The 19,825-nt window shown below is 61.6% G+C and carries 17 protein-coding genes and 3 pseudogenes; 13 read left to right on the top strand and 7 right to left on the bottom strand.

The features are described from left to right. From V5B40_RS24010 to V5B40_RS23995, 4 genes and pseudogenes are all read right to left on the bottom strand, one after another. Positions 1-242: pseudogene (locus V5B40_RS24010) on the bottom strand (hypothetical protein); the annotation flags it as partial. Positions 243-501: 259 nt separating this feature from the next. Further along, a complete protein-coding gene (locus V5B40_RS24005) occupies positions 502-2,013 on the bottom strand; it encodes a tripartite tricarboxylate transporter permease (RefSeq protein WP_169067744.1) in 1,512 nt (503 codons plus the stop codon). Between the two features lie 21 nt (positions 2,014-2,034). Beyond that, entirely contained in the window at positions 2,035-2,502 is a 468-nt protein-coding gene (locus V5B40_RS24000; protein ID WP_332356909.1) for a tripartite tricarboxylate transporter TctB family protein, read from the bottom strand. 55 nt (positions 2,503-2,557) lie between these two features. Further along, positions 2,558-3,484 carry a LysR family transcriptional regulator gene (locus V5B40_RS23995; RefSeq protein ID WP_169067746.1) on the bottom strand — a complete coding sequence of 309 codons (927 nt, stop codon included), beginning with the start codon at positions 3,482-3,484 and terminating at the stop codon, positions 2,558-2,560. A gap of 123 nt (positions 3,485-3,607) precedes the next feature. On the opposite strand from V5B40_RS23995, the gene V5B40_RS23990 reads away from it, so the two are divergent. From V5B40_RS23990 to V5B40_RS23980, 3 genes and pseudogenes are all read left to right on the top strand, one after another. Then, positions 3,608-4,567, top strand: a complete 960-nt coding sequence (locus V5B40_RS23990) for a tripartite tricarboxylate transporter substrate binding protein (RefSeq protein WP_248595535.1) — start codon at positions 3,608-3,610, stop codon at positions 4,565-4,567. Between the two features lie 114 nt (positions 4,568-4,681). Further along, entirely contained in the window at positions 4,682-5,563 is an 882-nt protein-coding gene (locus V5B40_RS23985; protein ID WP_332356908.1) for a class I SAM-dependent methyltransferase, read from the top strand. 344 nt (positions 5,564-5,907) lie between these two features. Continuing rightward, positions 5,908-6,081 (top strand): annotated as a pseudogene (locus V5B40_RS23980) (integrase); the annotation flags it as partial. Between the two features lie 87 nt (positions 6,082-6,168). Here V5B40_RS23980 and V5B40_RS23975 read toward each other — a convergent pair. After that, entirely contained in the window at positions 6,169-7,119 is a 951-nt protein-coding gene (locus V5B40_RS23975; RefSeq protein ID WP_332353639.1) for an IS110 family transposase, read from the bottom strand. 314 nt (positions 7,120-7,433) lie between these two features. Between V5B40_RS23975 and V5B40_RS23970 the strand changes: the two are divergent. The 3 genes and pseudogenes from V5B40_RS23970 to V5B40_RS23960 all read left to right on the top strand — a co-directional run. Continuing rightward, a pseudogene (locus V5B40_RS23970) lies at positions 7,434-7,625 on the top strand (tyrosine-type recombinase/integrase); the annotation flags it as partial. 368 nt (positions 7,626-7,993) lie between these two features. Continuing rightward, positions 7,994-8,380, top strand: a complete 387-nt coding sequence (locus V5B40_RS23965) for a DUF6228 family protein (RefSeq protein WP_332356907.1) — start codon at positions 7,994-7,996, stop codon at positions 8,378-8,380. A 70-nt stretch (positions 8,381-8,450) separates the two neighbouring features. Then, entirely contained in the window at positions 8,451-9,032 is a 582-nt protein-coding gene (locus V5B40_RS23960) for a hypothetical protein (protein ID WP_332356906.1), read from the top strand. A 78-nt stretch (positions 9,033-9,110) separates the two neighbouring features. On the opposite strand, the gene V5B40_RS23955 is transcribed toward V5B40_RS23960, so the two are convergent. Next, on the bottom strand, positions 9,111-10,463 hold the full coding sequence (locus tag V5B40_RS23955; protein ID WP_332356905.1) for an IS4 family transposase: 1,353 nt from the start codon (positions 10,461-10,463) through the stop codon (positions 9,111-9,113). Positions 10,464-11,015: 552 nt separating this feature from the next. Further along, positions 11,016-11,732: a haloacid dehalogenase type II gene (locus V5B40_RS23950; protein ID WP_332356904.1), complete on the bottom strand. Its 717-nt coding sequence runs from the start codon at positions 11,730-11,732 to the stop codon at positions 11,016-11,018. A 590-nt stretch (positions 11,733-12,322) separates the two neighbouring features. On the opposite strand from V5B40_RS23950, the gene V5B40_RS23945 reads away from it, so the two are divergent. The 7 genes from V5B40_RS23945 (at position 12,323) to V5B40_RS23915 (ending at position 19,779) form a co-directional block, all read left to right on the top strand. Beyond that, positions 12,323-12,688: a DUF4258 domain-containing protein gene (locus V5B40_RS23945; protein ID WP_332356903.1), complete on the top strand. Its 366-nt coding sequence runs from the start codon at positions 12,323-12,325 to the stop codon at positions 12,686-12,688. Between the two features lies 1 nt (position 12,689). Further along, entirely contained in the window at positions 12,690-13,142 is a 453-nt protein-coding gene (locus V5B40_RS23940; RefSeq protein ID WP_332356902.1) for a helix-turn-helix domain-containing protein, read from the top strand. 262 nt (positions 13,143-13,404) lie between these two features. Further along, on the top strand, positions 13,405-14,535 hold the full coding sequence (locus tag V5B40_RS23935) for an aminotransferase class V-fold PLP-dependent enzyme (RefSeq protein WP_332356901.1): 1,131 nt from the start codon (positions 13,405-13,407) through the stop codon (positions 14,533-14,535). A 122-nt stretch (positions 14,536-14,657) separates the two neighbouring features. Beyond that, the gene (locus tag V5B40_RS23930) at positions 14,658-15,539 is read left to right on the top strand and encodes a mechanosensitive ion channel family protein (RefSeq protein ID WP_332356900.1); all 882 of its coding nucleotides are present in this window, start codon (positions 14,658-14,660) and stop codon (positions 15,537-15,539) included. A gap of 104 nt (positions 15,540-15,643) precedes the next feature. Beyond that, a complete protein-coding gene (locus tag V5B40_RS23925) occupies positions 15,644-16,795 on the top strand; it encodes a hypothetical protein (RefSeq protein WP_332356899.1) in 1,152 nt (383 codons plus the stop codon). A gap of 158 nt (positions 16,796-16,953) precedes the next feature. Next, entirely contained in the window at positions 16,954-18,456 is a 1,503-nt protein-coding gene (locus V5B40_RS23920) for an AarF/UbiB family protein (RefSeq protein WP_332356898.1), read from the top strand. A gap of 165 nt (positions 18,457-18,621) precedes the next feature. Beyond that, positions 18,622-19,779: a capsule biosynthesis protein gene (locus V5B40_RS23915; protein ID WP_332356897.1), complete on the top strand. Its 1,158-nt coding sequence runs from the start codon at positions 18,622-18,624 to the stop codon at positions 19,777-19,779. Positions 19,780-19,825: the final 46 nt, after the last annotated feature.

Genomic DNA, 19,825 nt, shown 5'->3' with positions numbered 1-19,825 from the left:
GGCCGCACCGCCGGCAGTGCCAGCCGTCCGGTGGCCTGCAGACGCTCCAGGAACTCCAGGCAGGCACTGAGCTTCGCCGTCCCCGTCAGCGTGGTCCAGCCTAAATGCTCGCAGACCGTCGCTGCCAACTCCTTGCGCGCCAATCCCGGCAGCCACGCCACCGTCGCGCAGAGGTCGGCAATCTCCGCGGCGCGGAACACGCGACCGCAGTGCACCCAATCTCCGGCACTCGTTGCAACCACCGTCACTCCTCCGGCCAAGACGTGGATCCATGACGCTCCACCTATCCTGCCAGAAGTCCTCGCGCTCGGCGGTGGTTGATTCTCATTGTGTCGGCGTGCCACGGACCCACCATGACCATGAAATCTCTGCGATACCGGGAGTGAAGTGCTGGGCGAGGAAGGCGCGACGACCGCTTCCGCAGCACCGCGCACGCAGATCAAGAAACACACCGCCCCGCTTGGCCGGGCTTCGTGCTTTCTGGAGCTTGGCCTCGTCGGCTCAGTCCGCTTCCTGGAACGTCTCCTGGCGTTTGGACTTGATCGCCGGAAACGTCGCGATGCCCAATAACGCCAGGGCCGCAAGCAGCAGGCCGAGCGAGAGCGGGCTTGTGACGAACGTGGTCGGGTCACCGCGCGACAGCAGCATCGCCCGCCGCAAGTTCTCCTCCATCATCGGGCCGAGGATGAAGCCCAGGATCAGCGGTGCGGGCTCGCAGTGCAGCTTGTAGAACAGATAACCCAGCGCGCCGAAGAAGACGGTCACTAACACGTCGAAGGTCGTGTTATTGATCGAGTACACGCCGATACAGCAGAACGCCAGGATTGCCGGATACAGCATCCGGTACGGCACCTTGAGCAACTGGATCCACAGCCCGATCAGCGGTAGGTTCAGGATCACCAGCATCAGGTTGCCGATCCACATCGATGCGATCAGGCCCCAGAAGAGCGTCGGATTGCTCGTCATCACCTGTGGGCCGGGCTGGATGTTGTGGATCGTCATCGCGCCGATCATCAACGCCATCACTGCGTTGGACGGTATGCCGAGCGTCAGCATCGGGATGAACGAGGTCTGCGCGCCCGCGTTATTGGCCGACTCCGGGCCGGCGACGCCGCGGATGTTGCCCTTGCCGAATGGCGGATCGGCATTCGGACCCGCGAGTTTCTTTTCGACCGCGTACGCCGCAAAGGCCGCGAGCAGCGCGCCGCCGCCAGGCAGTATGCCGAGAATCGAACCGAGGAGCGTGCCGCGCGCGACCGCCGGCGCCGCCTCCTTCATCTCCTTGCCGTTCGGCATGACCGAGCCGACGTTGCTGGTCAACACCTCGCGCTGGCCTTTCTTCTCCACATTGGCGATGATCTCGGCAAACCCGAATACGCCCATCGCCACCGCGACGAAGCCGATTCCGTCGGTCAGCTCTGGAATGCCGAAGCTGAAGCGTGACACGCCCGAGTTCACGTCGGTGCCGACCAATCCGAGCAGCAGCCCGAGCACGATCATCCCGACCGCCTTGATCAGTGAACCCGACGCGAGTACGACGGCGCCGATCAGGCCCAGCAGCATCAGCGAGACGTATTCGGCAGGACCGAACTTGAACGCGAGTTCGGTCAGCGGCGGCGCAAACGCCGCGACCAGAACCGTTGCGAAGGTTCCGGCAATGAATGAGCCGATTGCCGCTGTACCGAGCGCCGCCCCCGCGCGACCCTGGCGCGCCATCTGGTAGCCGTCGAGACAGGTCACGACGGAAGACGATTCACCGGGCAGATTGACCAGAATCGCCGTCGTCGAGCCGCCGTACTGCGCACCGTAGTAGATCCCGGCCAGCATGATCAGTGCCGAGGTCGGTTCCAGCGCGTAGGTGGTCGGCAGCAGCATCGCCAGGGTGGCGACCGGTCCGACGCCGGGCAGCACGCCGATCAGCGTGCCGATCAGGCAGCCGGCAAACGCATAAAAAAGGTTCTGCAGCGTCAGCGCAGTGTCGAAGCCGATCGCGAGGTTGTCCAACAGTTCCAAAGCCGTCTCCGCTGAGTCCGTCTAGTTCTTGAGGAACGCCGGCAGGACCGGGATCGTAAGCTTTAGGCCCATGATGAAGACGAGGTACGTGATCACGGCCATAACGATCGACAGGATGATCGCTTCCTTCCAGCGGAACTCGTGGCTCGCGAAGCTGGAGATCACGATCAGTGCGAGCATGGACACCAGCAGGCCCGCCCAGCGCAGTATCGCTGCATATATGAGCACCGCACCGAGCACCCATGCCAGCTCGGCGAAATGGAACCTCTCGAGCTTGCCGCCTTCTCCCTCACGCCCCAGTCCGGCCAAGGCCACCAGCACGCCGACAAGCGCGAGCAGCCCGCCCAGCACGGTCGGGAAATACGCCGGCCCCATGACCTGTGCGGTACCAAAGTCATAGCGGGTCGCGAACGCCGCGAAAAACAGCCCGAACGCGATGAACATCACGCCCGACCAGAAGTCGGTTTCGTTTCTGATTCTCAGTTTCATCTCCTCGCGGTTGCTGCGCGTTTGGCAAGGCTGTTGGGACGTCTTCGTGGTCAGTCTATGGTTCGGACGGTCGGGAAATTGGGAACACTTCGCGCACGTACTCCGCCAGCATATCGCAAAAGGCCGTTGCGTAGGACGGCAGGGAGCGCCGCTTGTCCCAGAAGACGGCCAGGTGCTCGCGCAACGGTTTGCCCCCGTCGGTGATCCGAACGATGTGCAGCGGATACCGATCGATACGTACTGCAGAGGGAACGATGGCTACACCGTGCCCACTCTCAGCCATTGCCAGCAGCGTATGCGGTGTCCGGCTCTCAAAAACGATATTGGCCTCGATGCCTGCCAGGCGGCAGGTGGCGTCGAAGGTGCGGCGGGATAAAAAGCTGGTATCCAGCACAAGGAGCGGCTGGCTGGCGAGGTGCGCGATCTCGATCGCTCCGCTCTTTCCAAGCATCAACGGCGCATGCGAAGCGGCAAGCAGGTCTACCGCCTCCAGCGGGTGGCTCGCAAAGTGCGGATCGTCGGGCTGAACCACACGAAGCAGATTCTGACCAAGGTGAATCTCGCCACGCTCGAGCATTCCGAGGGTGTCGGACCACGCAATTGCCTCGATCACCTTGACCTGCACGTTGGGGTAACGCTGCGTGAATCGGTCCAGGAACCCGGAAAGGGTGCCTTCGATGAACTGAGGGGAGGCCGCTACCTTCAGTATGCCCCCGTCGCCGCGCCGAAGCTGTTGCGCGCGCTCGCCGATCGAGCTGGCGCAGTTCAACAAACTACGGCAGTCGCCAAGCAACTGCTCGCCCTCGCCAGTCAGCACGAGACGGCGTCCTACACGATCGAAGAGTTTAAGACCGAGCTCCTGCTCAAGATCGCGGATCTGCCGGGACAGGGCAGGCTGAGCAATGTGCAGACGTGCCGCTGCCTTGGAGACGGTGCCCAGGTCTGCAACGGTGACGAAGGTTCGCGCGTGTCGAAGGTCCATACCAGCAGTTATGCCTGATCGGCATAAGTAACGAGAGAAATTCTATATTGGATTGCTAAACAGCATTGCGCCATAGTTGATGTGCAAATTGCGTTCCTCTTAAAGGAGAAAGCCGTGAAATCGATGCTCTTGATGCGCGTACTTGCGCTCGGCCTGACCGTCACGACATTCGCCGCCGAAGCACAGACCTGGCCGTCGAAACCGCTGAGGGCGATCGTGCCGATCGCGCCCGGCAGCATGGCCGATATTGCCGCGCGTGTCGTCTTCGAACAGGTGTCGACGCAACTCGGGCAGCCCGTCATCGTCGAGAACCGTCCCGGCGCAGGGCAAACGATCGGTGCAAGCGTCGTTGCCAAGTCGGAACCCGATGGCTACACCCTGCTGGTCAACTCGTCCGCACACGCCATAGCGCCGTCGCTTCATCTGAACCTGAACTACCACCCGGCGCGGGACTTCGCTGCAGTCATCCCGCTCGGCATCCTGCCCAATGTCCTGGTCGTCCCGCCAGCCAAAGGGTGGACGACAGTGGGCGAACTCGTTGCCGCAGCCAAGGCGACGCCTGGCGCGATGAATTACGCGTCAGCCGGTGTCGGGACTGCGACTCATCTCAGCGCGGAACGTTTTCGGTCGAGCGCGGGAATCGAGGCCGTGCATGTTCCACTCAAGGGCGGGTCGGAAGTTCTCACCGAGGTGATGACCGGACGGGTCGATTTCTTCTTCGGGCCCGTTGGCGTCGTGGCGCCTCGGGTTCGGGAGGGCAAGCTCACTGCGCTCTTGGTGAATGGCGCCCAACGTTCTTCCTTGCTGCCGGACGTGCCGACTACACTGGAGGCCGGCTTCGCCAATGCCGAGTATCCGCTCTGGTTGGGCGTGTTTCTGCCGGCGAAGACGCCGCGCGGTATCGTCGAGAAGCTTCACCACGAGACGCTCAAAGCGCTGCAAGAGCCCAAGGTGAAGAACAAGCTGGCGACACTGGGCATCGATCCGATGGTCATGACCCCGACCGAGTTCGACGCGCATGTCGAGAAGGAGATTGCCGTCAACGCAGCGCTTGTCAATGCGATTGGCTTGAAGCCGCAGTGACAGTCGACCAAGCCTGAGGCCGAGCGCTCGGTTAATGTGAAAGTCGCGTAAGCGACTCACGAACCTCCCTTCTCCCCCTGCGGGAGAAGGGCCGGGGGAAGAGGGGGGACGGTCATGACTTTCATCATCCGGGGTATCTCGACTGTCATGATCGTTAGCGGCCAAACCAATGCATCTGTCGCAGACCACATGGCGATTTCATCAACATTCGTTGCCTCGGACGGGGACGGTTACGAGGTCCAGATGGGCCGATGGAGCCGTCGTCTCGCGCCCCTGTTCATTGACTTCGCGGGGATTGCGGCAGCAGAGCGCGTCCTCGATGTCGGGTGCGGCACGGGCAATCTGAGTTTCAGCATTGCCCGGAACCCGGCCATTGGCAGCGTGCGTGGCATTGATTTTTCAGCCGCTTACGTCGACCACGCCAAGCGACGGAATCGCGATGCGCGCGTCGACTTCGAAGTGGGAGACGCTTGTGCTCTGCCATTTCCGGACGCTTCGTTTGACCACACCCTCTCGCTGCTGGTCCTGCAATTCATTCCCCAGGCCGATCTCGCTGTGCGCGAGATGCGGCGTGTCACGCGTCCGGGCGGAATTGTCGCCGCCGCGACGTGGGACACACGCGGAGGGCTCGTCTGCGTTCGTCTGATCTTCGATACGGCAGCCATGCTCGATGAACACGGAAATGAGGACAGAGCGCGAGCGTACACCAAGCCCATGAGTCGCCCCGGAGACTTGGCGCGCGCGTGGCGTGAGGCCGGTCTGGTTGGTGTCGTGGACGGCATGCTGACCATCCGCATGGATTTCGTATCCTTTGCCGACTTCTGGGTACCCGCAGAAGGCAAGGATGGACCGATCGCGGCCTACGTCGGCACCCTTGGCATGCAAGCGCGGGAAAAGCTTCGAGACATGGTCAAGCTGGCGTATCTAGACGGAGAGGTCGATGGTCCACGGTCCTACGCCGCAACGGCCTGGGTCGTGAAAGGCAAAGTGCCATAGTCGCTGGAGCCCCTGTGGCGTGGGCCGGCACCGAACCTGTTCGGCGCCAGATACCCATCGTAGTGTTGGCAGGGCCGACCTGCCGCCAACCCCGGAGAAGCCTCATCAAGACAGCCAGCATTCCGCGATTGTTCCGAATGGCTGGATTGGCCCGAGATGCTGGCAGTCGCAGAGATGTGAGAGCGTCAGCAGTCGATGGGCGTTGCTGACGCTCATCGCCTCAATTGAGGGGCTGGCCGCTGGTCCGCTTGTGGCCGATTGTACGCATCCAACCGGTGCGCCGAAAGCAGCCGTTGGCCTGGCAGAGAACAATCAGACTTCGATCAATCACAAAGGAGTCTGAAATGGAAGCCACTCGCAGTCGGGAACCCTGGAACAAAGGCAAGCTGCGCGGCTGCGATCTCGTGAACCTGCGGGTCCGCGACATTGCGCATGGCGGCCAAGTTTTGACGCGGGCGATGGTTGTGCAGCGAAAGACCCAACGGCCAGTCCAGTTCGAACTAACGGTCATGACACGTGGAGACACCCCAAATCATGAAAGTCATGACCGTTTCCCTCTTCCCCTGCCCCTTCTCAAGCAAGGGGAGAAGCAACCGTGTTTGACGTCAAGCGTTTTCTGGTTGCCAAGGGGTGTTGTTTTTAACCATAGCATTCATGATCGTAAGCAATTTGCGCATACAGGCGACGATGACCACCTTGGCCGGTTTCCCGGCCCCTTTGAGACGATCTGCGAAAGCTTTGATCGTCGGATTGCAGCGAATCGCGGAAACCGTTGCCATGTATAGCGCGGCCCTGACGTCCGCCCGACCGCCCCAAACGAAGCGTTTGCCCCGGTGCTTGCCACTGTCGTTGGCCAGGGGCGCGACGCCGACGAGCTTGGCGATCCGTTGCCGGTTGAGTTGCCCCAGTTCCGGGCATTTGGCCGTCATGGTCACACTGGTTACCGGCCCGACGCCGGGAATCCCGCGCAGCAAATCGTCTTTGGCTTTCCACGCATCGGAATTCCGCAGGCGTGTGTTCAGGTCATCGTCCAAAGTGGTGATCTGTTTGTCCAGCCAGATAATGTGGCTCTTCAAGCTCTTCTGCAGCATTCTGGAGGCTGCGGTGCCAAGGCGTAGCGTCTCTTGAACCCGGTTTTCGACCAGTTGATGGCGCCGGCTCACCAACTCATCCAGCTCACGTGTCTCGGCATCCTTGAAGGGACGCACCGCGGGCCGAATGGCTTGAGCAAACCGGCACAAAACGGCCGCATCAATCCGATCGGTCTTCGCTAGCTCTCCCGTCGCCTTGGCAAAATCCCGTGTCTGGCGTGGATTGACAACGGCCACGGGCAGGCCCTTGGCCAGCAGCGTGCTGGCCAGCCGCGTTTCCAGGCCACCGGTCGCCTCCACGACAATCAGTGCGGGAGCAGCCTTTACGAGACGATGACATACTTCCTTGACGCCTGGATCGTCGTAGGCGACCTGCAGGCTTTCGCTGGCCGGCTCGATGCGGATGTCCAGCGTATTCTTGGAGACATCAATCCCTACGAAAGTCTCAACCTCGTTCGCGCTCATGGTACCCATCCTTGCAAAAATACGGGCTCTGTCGCCCAAGCAACCGTTCGGGTTTGCCTTGAGAAGACGGTACGGCGCTCTTTGCTTCTCCACGGGCTTGGCGTCCCAAGGGAGTGACGAGCTACCGCACCGAAACCACAGGTCTGTGGATTTGTGGACAATTCGCCTGCGGCGAACCGGGTCGCTTGCCGTGGAAAACGCTTCGCGTTTCCCACCGCGCGCCCCTTTGCCCACAAGCTCCACAGACCACATTTCATTTATATATATCTTCAAACCCAACATACAAGGGAGTTTCGTGAGTCGCTTGCGCGACTTTCACATTGACCGAACCGACGAGGGTTGCCGTCACCGCGTGGATCGAGAGAGCGAATTTGAAGCCGGAGCAATACCTGTTTCCGAGCCGGCTCTCCACTTCACCTCATGTCTCCACGCGACAGTATGCCCGCATCGTACACCGTTGGGTTGCCTCCATCGGCCTCGATTCGACGGTCTATGGCACGCACTCCGAGCAAACTGAAATTTAGCGCTCCAAGTTCAGGCCGCATCGTTGCTCGTCGAGGGTTCCGTGCGGCCGCTTTCAGGCGCGAGGATGAATGCGTACAATCGGCCAACAACCTGCCGGTCGAGGCGGTCATCCAGTTTGAATAGCCAAGGTATTCCCTGACGCGGCTGAATGTCCGGAATTCGGCAAGCAACTTGATGCTTGCACTGTCTCGACCCGGCCAAGAAGAGACGGTGGGGAAGTCTGCCGAAAGCGGCCATTGAAGCGGCTTGGGTGTATGCTGTCGACGTAGCCTGTGAAGTGCCGCCTTCCGCCATAAAGCCGCGTCAGCCGGTTATTTCATTCATTAGATGCAGCCATTCGAGGCCACTTGTGTTTTCAATTCACTCAACCTCATCTACGCGTGAGCTTGTGTTTAGTGCGCACAAAGATGAATCCTTTCGCGTAGAGCTAAAGGGGTTTGAAGTTTCCGCTTCAGCTGACGTTTGGGCATATACAGATGCAAATGGGCTAAACGAGTTTTTCCAAGAGCTTGGCCATCTCAAAAAGCGATGGCAAGGTCAGCGTAGTTGGGCCTCAATTGAGCGTGAGTTCTCTCTTGCCGCAACCTGCACCTCCTTGGGTAACGTCACGTTCCGCGTTACATTGCTCGGACTGCAAGGCGCGCCCGAAGAATGGCGCGTTGAAGCCGGGTTGGTCACCGATCTCGGCCAGCTAGAGAAAATTGCAAAACATGCGGGGGTGTTTTTCAATGAGTAAAGCATCTACCCCTTGTTCAAGCGCGACGGGCTGAAGCGCGCCCCTTAATTCAAACGCTGGGCGTCATAACATGGGCTACTCCTTATCCATACTTGCAGTTCAAACCTCCGACGCGGTCGAGGCTCTCCAGCAGCTTGGTTACGTCCGCACTGGTCAATCGTGCGAATACGCGCGTGAAGCTTTATCGAGCTATGCGCTTCCCACAAATTGGTTCCTCATCGTTGCGCGTGGGTGCGACAGCCATTTCCTGCAACCAAAGATGCTGGGGCCTTTGTCTGAGCACTTTCCCGTGGTTGCTTGCTCAATCGAGGAGCATGTGATGTTCAGCTCCGCCGAGTATTGGGCCGGTGGCGATCAGGTATGGCGTGCGGAACATGTCGGTGAAAATAGCCCCATTCACTTAAAGACTTCTGGCATCCTGCCACGCGGGTTTGAAGTCATGGCTGCGGAGCACAAGGAAGCACAGGAAGCGGACGGTGGCGAAAAGGCTGGCGTTGACCACTACTTCGACATCCCACTAAACGCGGCCAAGAAAGTTATCGGCTTCAAGCACGATGAAGACATTCCTGGTGTCGACTACGAAGCCTTCGAAGTCCTCCGCAAGACGTCTTTATCTGCCGATTCGAAGCCTTGGTGGCGCTTCTGGAAATGACGCCCAACCCGGCGCTCAAACCCCGTTCGCTTCGCTCGCTGGATGCTGCGCGATAAAGCCCATCCCGTTGTACACAACTCACATGACATGACTGATCTCGCGCATATGCTCTACGCCGGAGACGAAATCACGCAAGCGCTGGATGCCGAGCCAGAGGGATTTGACGCCCGGTTCGCCGTCGCCCTTGCGGGCGAGGAATTCGCCGAGCTGTGCGATCAGGCGGACGACCTCGCGAATGCTCGGCACCTTCTTCGGTGGCTTCTTCTTGTTGAGGATAAAGGCGCCGGCCCATTCCGTTTCGGAAAAGAGCAGATCGGCAGGCCACTGCGGGTGGATGCGTCCCAGGCGGATCAGGCGGGCAAGGCGCCAGGAAACGACCAGATAGACCGCCAGCGCCAGTTCCAGCTTGCTCTGGCTGCCCAGTTGCAACGCCTCGACCCGGCAGCCGTTCTTGAGCACATGGAACAAGGTTTCGATCTCCCAGCGGCAGCGATACCAGTCGATCAATTCGACGGCCGCCTCAAGACCGGCGACTTTACGATTGGTCAGCAAGCGCCATTCGACCGGCTTGCAGCCGGCGGGCGCCCCGATTTCCGTGGCGATCAGGCAGGTTACGCTGACGTGGCGGTCGTCCGTGCCAGGAGCCGGGAGGTCGACCGCATGGCTTCGCAACTGCTGGCGCACGATCCGTTTCGGTTGCCCGTGCCGCGATGCCAGCGTGAATTCGATCTCGCCGAGCGGCGCTTCGGCAAGAGTTGCCGCCCACAGTTTGCCGCCTTGCGGCAAACAGCGGTTGTGCTTGGCGCGAATCAGCCAGTCGGCCGGCGTCCCCAACGCCTGGGCCCGCTGCATCAGGCCGACAATGTCCGCTTCGCGGTCGGCCACATAGACCAATCGCGTTTGTGGCATCCCCGCCGCGGTTTCGGCGACCCGCTCGTAGCCTTCAATCCAGCGCGTGCTCTCGCTGATGCCCGGCCGGCTTCCGTCGGCCGCTTTCGCTTCTCTCGCCCACATCCAGGCGTCGATCACCCCGAGCGGTTCGCGTTCGGGGGTCACCGCATAGGTCGGGTGCAGATACATGCCGCGCTGGGCTTCGTACGAGAGCGGCCCGAGCCCTTCGATCTGTTGACCGTTGAAGTCCAGTTCGGTGGTGTCCTGAAGGCACAACACCACCGGGTGTTGTGCCATGCGCCCTTGGCTGCAATCCATGTGCGGTTGCAGGATCGACTGCCAGTTCAACCCGCGCTTGCGAGCACGCGCCTGATCGAAGAAACGGTACGCCGCCAACGTATCCGCCCAATCCCCACAGGCGCCCGGTATGCTCGCCGTCGGCTGTTCTGCAAAGCGTGTCGCCAGTTTGATCAGCCTCAGCCTCAGACGTCCGTCCCCCAGTTCAGCCCCGCCAAATTCGTCTCCCGCCCAGTTTGCCATCGCCCGATCCCTATGAAAATGGGCAAGGGAAAGCAAGGGGTATACCAGACAAAAGCAGTCAGCTATTCGCCAGCCAGGGGCACATCGGGCGGCCAAGTTATGCTGAGTGAGTTGTGTATAACGAGATGGGCTGATGGCCGCCTTCCGGGAACGCTCGACGGAGAGCTGGACGCCGCGGCTTGCGGACGCGGTGCCGGCAAGGCTAGCGGTGGCGAATACGGTTCGGGCAAGACGTTTTTGGCCGTTGGCTGCAAGAACGAGTTCGGGCGCGCGGGCGGGCGGTCTCGCGACTCAGCAATCCCGTTCCATCCTCTCACTCTTTCCCTGCGCATTGACATAGCGAACACTGGACACGCGAAAAGCCGAAGCTCTGGATTGCCGCGTCGGCTTCGCCTCCTCGCCATGACGGCGGGTAGGAGAGGCTTGCCGAAAGTCTCCTCAAGAATGCAAGCCTCCACTCGGTCGCTCGTTCGAGGAAGGGCGAGGCGAAAACAGCGCAGATCAGGAGCGGTGGCGCGGTCGCCGCGGCGATGATGATCGTCAAGGAAGGTCTTACCCTGACGAAGGCTGCTGCGGCGATTTCCAGCGCTGGACGATCTGCTCAGCGAGGTCGGTGAGTTCCGCTGCCACCACGTCCGGGACAGGTACTTCTGCGGCGGGCAGGATCGCGTTGTGCGGACGTGTGACGAGTGCGCCGCGGCAGCCGGCAGCCTGGGCACCAATCGTATCCCATAAGTGACAGGCGACAAGGCACAGCGCCGACGTCTCAACGCGCAGTTCTTCGGCTACTTGACGGTAGGTCTCGGGGGCGGGCTTGAATTTGCGAACCGACTCGACACTGAAGGAGCGTTCGAAGAATTCGCCAATGCCGGCGCGTTCAAGCGGCGTCGGCGAAGCGGCGCTCGCCGAGTTGGTCAGGGTGACGAGCCTGAATCCCTCAGCGCGTAAGCGGCTGAGCGCGGGAACGACGTCGGCATGGGCCGGCATGGTATTCATGCGCGTCTTCAGCTCCTCGATGTCGCCGTCGGCGATGCTGACGCCGTGGATTGACGCCAGCATGCGCAGGCTCCCGACGCCCAGTCCTCCGAACGGTGTGTACAGGCCCGAGAGGGTCATGGTTTGGGAGTAGAGAATCAATTGCGCAAACCACTCGCGCAACACGGACGGATCGCCAAAGACGCGCTCAAACAAGGGTTCGAGCGTGGTGATGTCGAGCAGCGTCTCATTGACGTCGAAAACGATGATCGAAGCAGCGGTGTCGTGGGCCATGGGGCATCCTTTTTTCGGTGTTGCCTGTCGCATCATCGGCAATGCCAGCTTCCGGACAGAGCATTTCGACAGGGCAGATTGAGAAGTGGGAGGAGTCAGAACGGTAGATGGCTACACGCCCCGAGCGATGGACGAATCAGGCCGCCTGGCGCCACGCAAACTGGCGCAGCGGCGCATCAACGGGGGTTCGCGCCAGGGGGTCAGTATAGTTCGACATCCTCTTCTGGGAGACACCCCGCATCGCCTCGAGAATCTGGCGATCGCGGCGCTTCGCCAATTACCGCCTGGCGACGAAGCGAAAGCGCTTCACAGCTGCTTATTTTTCGGCCAGAATCTTGGCCTGCCCCGGGCTGCATCACCGCTCTGGGGCTCGATTTGCGGCTATTGCTCAAAGCAGGCGCTTGTAATCTTCGCGATGGCACGGGGTTTCCTGGCCGGGTTCGATGCCCTTCCTGGCACCACAAGAAGACGTCGAAGGTGACGGAGAGAAGCGCAGGAAGCGCAGGAAGCGCAGGAGTGGCACGTCGAGCCGCGCTCTGCCTGGGCCATTATTCAAAACGGTCGACTGTTGCGACCTAGGATGGATCGCCATGAGCAAGATCACCGGCATCAAACCGACCCCCAGGCAGGCCATGGAATGGGTCAAGGAAGTCGGTAACGGCAAGCGCCGCCTCGTTTTCAGCGAGAATGCCGAGGCGCGGATGAAGCTTCGGCACATCGGTCGCCGACAGGTGCTGGAAACCTTGAAGAACGGCCTGGTCAGCGAGCCGCTGCACAAGGATGCGCGGGACGATTGGTGCTGTAACCTGAGCTGGTTCCATGCTGGCGCTCGCTTGACCGTCGGCGTGATCTTCAAGCTTGGCGACGCCAGAGGAGCAAGCGCAGACGGCCAAAACGGCCCAGACCGTGTTGAGGGTGGCGAGTTGGCCGTGGTGGCGATGGTAATCGAGGGCTGAGATGAGCGACATGCTGAAATATGAAGACTGCGGTCTGAAAAACATCTGGCTGGCGAGTGGTTTCCGCTACGAGGATGTTGACGGGCTGGGCCCATGCCTCGAGATTTACGATATTGATGGCTTGCACCGGAGCATCGGTCATCACCTGGTCGACTACAAGCGGCGCCTGACCGGCGTCGAAATTCGCTTCCTTCGCCTCGAAATGGGCATGTCGCAGAAGCGGCTGGGTGACTGCCTGGGTGTCGACGAACAGAGCACTGCGCTCTGGGAGCGCGGCAAGCGCCGGCCAACAGTGGCTGCCGAGCGGATGCTGCGCCTGATGTACCTCGAGCATATCCACGGCACGACCCGCGTGACCGAGCTGATCACCCAGTGGAATGACACCGATCGCCAGAAAGACGAAGCGCGGCAGGTTTTCGAAGAAACCGAAGCCGGTTGGCGGCTGGCGGCGTAGGCGCCTGGCCAGCGAGCAAGGCCAGGCTGCCGCCAACGACACGCACCAGCATTTCCAGGGACAGTGAGCGCAGTGTCTTGAGCACGCCGCCAAGGCAATGTCATCGATCAGGGCAAGCAGGCCGGCGCCGCTACGCTGCCTGGCTTGACTAGCGCGGCGTCCGGACTTGTTGGCGGTATCCTGCATGCCTTGTGGCGCACGGACGCGCCGTGTACTCACTCTCACTGAACTCCGCTTGCCCAATCACCCAATGGAGACAATCGTGCCTGCACTCCTTCCCCAACCCGATCCCGATGGTCTGCTCGAATACTCGGTGGTCTATACCGACCGCGCGCTGAACCACATGTCGCGGCGCTTCCAGGGCGTGATGAAGGACATCTCGCGGATCGTCAAGACGGTCTACAACGCCAGGGCTGCCATCGTCGTTCCCGGCAGCGGCACTTTCGGCATGGAAGCTGTCGCCCGCCAGTTTGCAACCGACAAGAAATGCCTGATCATCCGCAACGGCTGGTTCAGCTTTCGCTGGACGCAGATCCTCGACATGGGACGGATAGCTTCCGAAAGCGTGGCCATGGTCGCCCGGCCGGTCGATCAGCAGCCGCAGGCAGCATTCGCGCCGCCGCCGATCGAAGACGTCGTGGCCAGCATCCACGCCGAGAAGCCGGAAATCGTCTTCGCACCGCACGTCGAAACCGCCTCCGGCTTGATGCTCCCCGACGATTACCTGCGTGCCATCGGCGCCGCCGTTCGTGCCGTTAATGGCCTTTTCATTCTTGATTGCATCGCGTCCGGGACCGTCTGGGTGGATATGGTCGCCAACGACGTCGACGTACTGATCAGCGCGCCGCAGAAAGGCTGGAGCGGCTCCCCGTGCTGCGCGCTGGTGGCGCTTGGCGAGCGCGCGCGTGACCGCATCGACGCAAGTACCAGCAGCAGTTTTGCCTGCGACCTCAAGAAGTGGCTACAGATCATGGAGGCCTACGAGAAAGGCGGCTTTGCCTACCACGCGACGATGCCTACCGACGCTCTGGCAGGCTTGCGTGAGGTGATGCTCGAAACCGAGGAGTACGGTTTTGAGCGCGTCTGCAAGGAGCAGCAGGAACTCGGTCGCCGGGTTCGCGAACTGCTCAGCAGCAAGGGCTTCAAGAGCGTCGCCGCGGAAGGGTTCCAGGCGCCCGGCGTCGTCGTCAGCTATACCGACGATGCCGATATTCAGTCCGGCAGGAAGTTCGTCGCCAGCGGCGTGCAGATCGCCGCCGGGGTGCCCATGCAATGCGACGAGCCGGCGGATTTCCGCAGTTTCCGCATCGGACTGTTCGGCCTCGAGAAACTGCACAATCCAGACCGGACAGTAAGCAGCCTGGCTGCTGCGCTCGATGCGGTGACGGGCTGACGAACGGCGTGGCCAGGAGGCCGGGCAGCCGGCCTCGCTGCCGCATGGCGGAAAACGAGGTAGCACCAGAAGGCGAGCGCAGGGTGCGTCGCTAAAACACAAGCAAGGCAGAGGAAACAAGTATGGAAGAAAGCACGCTCGCCGCAGTCGAGAAAGCCGCTACGCAAGTCCTCGATTACAGCAACATCGATCAGTTGGTCGTGCTGGCGACGGAACAGGGGATGTCAATCGTCATGAAAGTCGTCGCCGCGATCCTGATCTTCGTTATTGGCCGATGGCTGGCCAAACTGGTGACGAATCTTGCGCGCAAGGGTTTCCAGAAGACGGGCATGGAGGACACGCTCGAAAAATTCCTCGGCAACATGCTCAGTGCCGTGCTGCTGGTGGTGGTGATCATCGCCGCGATTGGCGCTCTCGGCGTGCAGACGACTTCGCTGCTCGCCGTGCTCGGTGCTGCCGGCCTGGCCGTCGGTCTGGCGTTGCAAGGCTCGCTGTCCAATTTCGCGTCCGGCGTGCTGATCGTCGCCTTCCGCCCGTACAAGGTCGGCGACTTCATCGAAGCCGCCGGAGTCGCCGGCACGGTCAAGGAAGTGCAGATTCTCACGACCATCATCCACTCGTCCGACAACAAGAAGATCCTGGTGCCCAACAGCCAGATCATGGCCGGGACGATCATCAACTATTCGGCCAATGACACGCGGCGCCTGGACATGATTGTTGGTTGCAGCTATGGCGACAATCTGGACGAGGTTCGCAAGCTGCTCAACGAGCTCGTCGCCAGCGACGAGCGGATCCTCAAGGAGCCCGCGCCGACGGTCGAAGTGGTCGCGCTGGCTGACAGCAGCGTCAATTTTGTCGTCCGCCCCTGGGTCAATTCAGGCGACTACTGGGCGGTGCACTTCCATCTGCACGAACAGGTCAAGAAACGCTTCGATGCTGCCGGGTTGAACATCCCCTTCCCGCAGCGGGATGTGCATGTGCATCAGCGGGGGGCTGGCAGCTGATCGTCGAGCTGGAACGCGGCGCAACGCGGGTGATCACGCCAGCGCGCCGACCGACCGGCGAATGTCGCCGTTCATAGCAGCTGGCGCTCATCGACGACTCCGCCATGGCCGACTTCAAGAAGATCCGCATCATGATCTCCAGCCGCTGCTCCTCGCTGGTTGCCGACGGCGAGCAGCAAGTGAGCATGACCGTTGTCCGCAAGCGCCTGCACGACAAGCTGTGTGCCGAGCCGCTGCTCGGCGAAGCCTTGTTCGAAGTGTGGATCTCGGACAATGCCCCGGACCAGTCGCAGGGCGACCTCGATACCGCCTGGAACCGCTCGCTCGAAGAGGTGCGCAAGGCCGACGTCGTTCTCGCCCTGTACACCGGTGAAGCCGGCTGGGCACCGAAAAGCGGCGAGATCGGTATCTACCACGCCGAGTTTCAGGAAGTCTGGAACAATGGCCCGGCGCGGCTGAAAGTCGTGCGCGTCCTGGAGGTCAGGTTTCCCGCCAGAAAATCGGTCGCCGAGAAGAAGGCCGACAAGATCTTCCAGGAGTACTTCCTGACCCTCAACCCGACTTCGCCGGAAGCGCGTAGCGCCGACGAGATCGTCGCGCGCAGCCTGGAAGCCCTGCGCGAGGCCGTTGCCAGTCTGGTCAAACTGGGCGGTCGCGAAGCACGCAAGGGGCGCTTCGCCTACGGCACGGCCCTGGACTGGAGCCGGCTCGATTTCGGCACCCGCAAGCAGGCCATGGAAGAAGCGCTCGGCGAAGCACTGCGCGACCTCGGCGCGAATACGCTGTTCTCCGTCGCCGGCGGCTGGGACTGGCCGCTGGCGGGTGAAGCGCTGCTCACCATCGTGCACGGCCTGCCGGCCGCTTTTGGCGTCGCCGCCGCGCGCGAACTCGTCGGCCAGCCTTTCCTGAAGGATCACAGCTACGTCCCGGGTGGTGATACTCCGTCGCTGGCCGGGCCGGTGCATCTGGTCGCCTGCCTGAAAACGGTCAGCGAGTCGCAGGCCATGCGGCAACTGGGCTTCCCCGATGCGACCATCGTCGCCGCGCCTTTCGGCATCTACGTTACCGACAAGGTGCAGAAGATCCAGATGGTCTTCCTGGCCAACTGCCGCGACGCCACCGCCACCCGCCATGCCCTGACGCGCCTGGTCGAATGGCTCGACTCGACCGGCGAGGACGCCAATCTGGTCGGCCGCGCACGCGGCAGGCGACGCATCGTCGATGCGGTGAAGCTCGCGCTGGACGAGGGGACTTAGATGCAGCACTACGCTAGTACATTCGTGCAAATGCGCACCGGATGGTGCCGCGCGGGGGCGTAAGCCGACGCTGTGGTCGATCCGGTCTACAATGCGCTCATCCCCTTGCTCATCAGCCCCTGTTTCGCCAGTGCGCTGGCTATCGACCATTCCCTATCATGACTCTCCACCCGAACATCGATCAGTACAGCGGCCCGCTGGCACTCCTGCTGCCGCTCACCGAGTTGTTGCCCGAAAATTACGCGCAATATCGTCCACTGCTCGCGGACGGCCTGGTTTTCTTCCTGCAGCGCCTTTCGCCGCTCCGTCAGCAAGCCATTGTTGCCGCACAAATTCAACTGCCGATCTCTGCCAGTCGTGAGCAGCGTGTAATCAGCCTGTTTCGTCTCTGCCCGACCCTGCACAAGCTGGGGCAGGTGGTGGCCCACGACCGGCGCCTGTCGGCCGATTTGCGCCAGCGTTTGCAGGAACTCGAAACGCTGGCGCCGACCGACTCACTGGCGGCGGTGCGGCCGCTGCTCGATCGTGAAGTAGGCCCTGTCGCCGGTCTGCAGCTGGGGCAAGAGACAATCGCCGAGGGCAGCGTCGCCGTGGTCGTGCCTTTTGTCTGGCAGCAGGCGAAGGATGCAGCGCCGCAGCGCGGCGTCTTCAAAGTGCTGCGACCGGGTGTGCAGGAGCGCCTGGAGGAAGAACTCGCCATCTGGCCCTTGCTCGGCATATTCCTGGAAGAACGCTGCGCGTACCACGGCCTGCCGGTGCTCGACTACGGCAATACGCTGGAAACGGTCGCCCATCTGCTCGCCAACGAAGTTCGTCTGGACCAGGAACAGGAACACCTGCGGCAGGCAGCCGATTTCTATGCCGCTTCACCGGATATCCTCATCCCCCGCCTGTTTCCCTTCTGCACGCGCTTGGTCACGGCGATGGAACGGATCGATGGCTGCAAGGTGACCCACCAGGATTTGCCCGCCGCGGAAATGCGTCAGCGTGCCGAGCGGATGATCAGGGCCTTGCTGGCCCAGCCCTTCTGGGGCAGTGATAGTGATGAGGCGGGAGCCCTGTTTCATGCCGACCCGCACGCCGGAAACCTCTTGGCGATGCCCGATGGACGTCTGGCGATTATCGACTGGGCACTCACCACGCGGCTGACGAAAGCGCAGTGCGAGGCAGTCGTGCAACTCGGTCTGGGCGCAGTGACGCTCAACGAGACGCGGGTGCGCAGGGCAGTCGCGGCGCTCGGCCAGGTGGTCGACGAAGCCCGCGTACGACTCGCGGTAGGTGCAGGGATTCAGCAGGTGCGTACTGGTTGCTTTCCCGGCTTCGACTGGATGACGTCGCTGCTGGATAGTCTGGCAGCAAGCTCGGCGGTGCGCTTTCCGCAAGAGATCGCGCTCTTTCGCAAGGCCTTGCTGACGCTGTCCGGGGTTGCCGCCGATGTTTCCGAGCAGATGACGATGGATAGCGTCCTCGTCCGCCACGGCGCGACCCAGTTTCTACAAGGCCTCCTGCGGCGCCCATGGGCCTGGGCGGATTCCCGCGCTGTCGGCGCTCATCTGTCGACTGCCGACCTGGTGGGCCTCTGCGCCGATCTGCCGGCGACCACGCTGCGTTTCTTGGCGGGCGATAGCGGCTGGTCTGGTGGCCTACCAGGGCGGCGTTAATTTGAAAGTCGCGCAAGCGCCTCACGAATCTCCATTCTCCTCTCGTGGGGGAAGGGTCGGGGAAGAGGGGGCGGTGGAAAGCAGAGGGGTTGCAGTCGATTGAGACGTTCTTTTTTGTTTCTGCAGGCTGTTTGTTCGCCATTTTTTGCCAGGCTCGCTGATCAGTTGGTCGCTGACGGACACCGCGTCTTCAAGATCAATTTCAATGCTGGCGACGTCGCCTATTGGGGTTTGCGACCGGCGTGGCACTTCCGTGGCGAGTTGTCCGGCCTGCGCGACTTTCTCGACGAGAAATACCGCCGCTTCGGGATCACCGACCAGGTTCTGTTTGGCGACCGGCGTCCAGTGCATAGACCTGCCGTCGATCATGGCTCGGCTCTGGGCATTCGCACGCACGTTTTCGAAGAAGGCTACTTGCGGCCTTACTGGGTGACGCTTGAGCGCGAGGGGGTCAATGGTCACTCGCTGCTGCCGCGTGATCCCGACTGGTTTCGCCGCGTTGGCGCGAAGTTGCCGGATTACGGTGACGGCGAGCCGTTTCATTCGCCGTTCCGAGTACGTGCGGCACATGATGTGGCCTACCATTTCGCCGGATCAGTCAATGCAGTCGTCTTTCCGCGCTACCAAAGGCATGCGCCGCTCAATGCGGCTGTCGAATATGCCGGCTACGCCGGGCGCTTTTCGATGCTGCACTTTCGCCAGCCCAAAGACCGGGCCTTGATCGACAAACTCGTCAGCAGCGGGGTGCCGTACTACCTTTTGCCCCTGCAACTGAACAGCGACGCACAGATTCGCGACCATTGCCGATTCAATGACATGAACGGCGTCATGGAATTCGTGATGGAGTCCTTCGCTGCGCACGCGGCGGATGGCGCACGCCTGGTGATCAAGAACCATCCACTCGACGCCGGCCTGGTGAACTTCCGTCGCGTGATCGCCGCTCTGGAAAAGCGCTTCGCACTGGCCGGACGCATCGCCTACCTGGAGAGCGGCGATCTGGGTCCCTTGCTGCAGCACGCGCAAGGCGTGGTCACCGTGAATAGCACCGTCGGTTTCCTCTCTCTGGCCGCGGGATGTCCGACCGTGACCCTGAGCGACCCGATCTACAATCTCCCCGGGCTCACTTTTCAGGGGCCGTTTGACGAGTTCTGGAGCTATGCCTTCAAGCCCGAGCGTGAGCTTTTCCGTCGCTTTCGCAACACGGTAATTCACGCCACCCAGGTCAATGGCGGCTTCTATTCCGCCCAGGCAATCCGCATGGCCGTCGCCAACTGCCGCCGCTTTCTTGAAGCAGAGCGCTCGCCCCTGGACGAGTTGTTGTGAGCGCCGCAACACGACCGCAAACGGTGCTCATCACCGGTGCCACCGG

The sequence above is a fragment of the Candidatus Accumulibacter meliphilus genome, assembly GCF_036625345.1.
Taxonomy (GTDB): Bacteria; Pseudomonadota; Gammaproteobacteria; order Burkholderiales; family Rhodocyclaceae; genus Accumulibacter; species Accumulibacter meliphilus.
The sequence above is the reverse complement of the archived record's forward strand: the minus strand, read 5'-3'. Positions and strand labels throughout refer to the sequence as shown.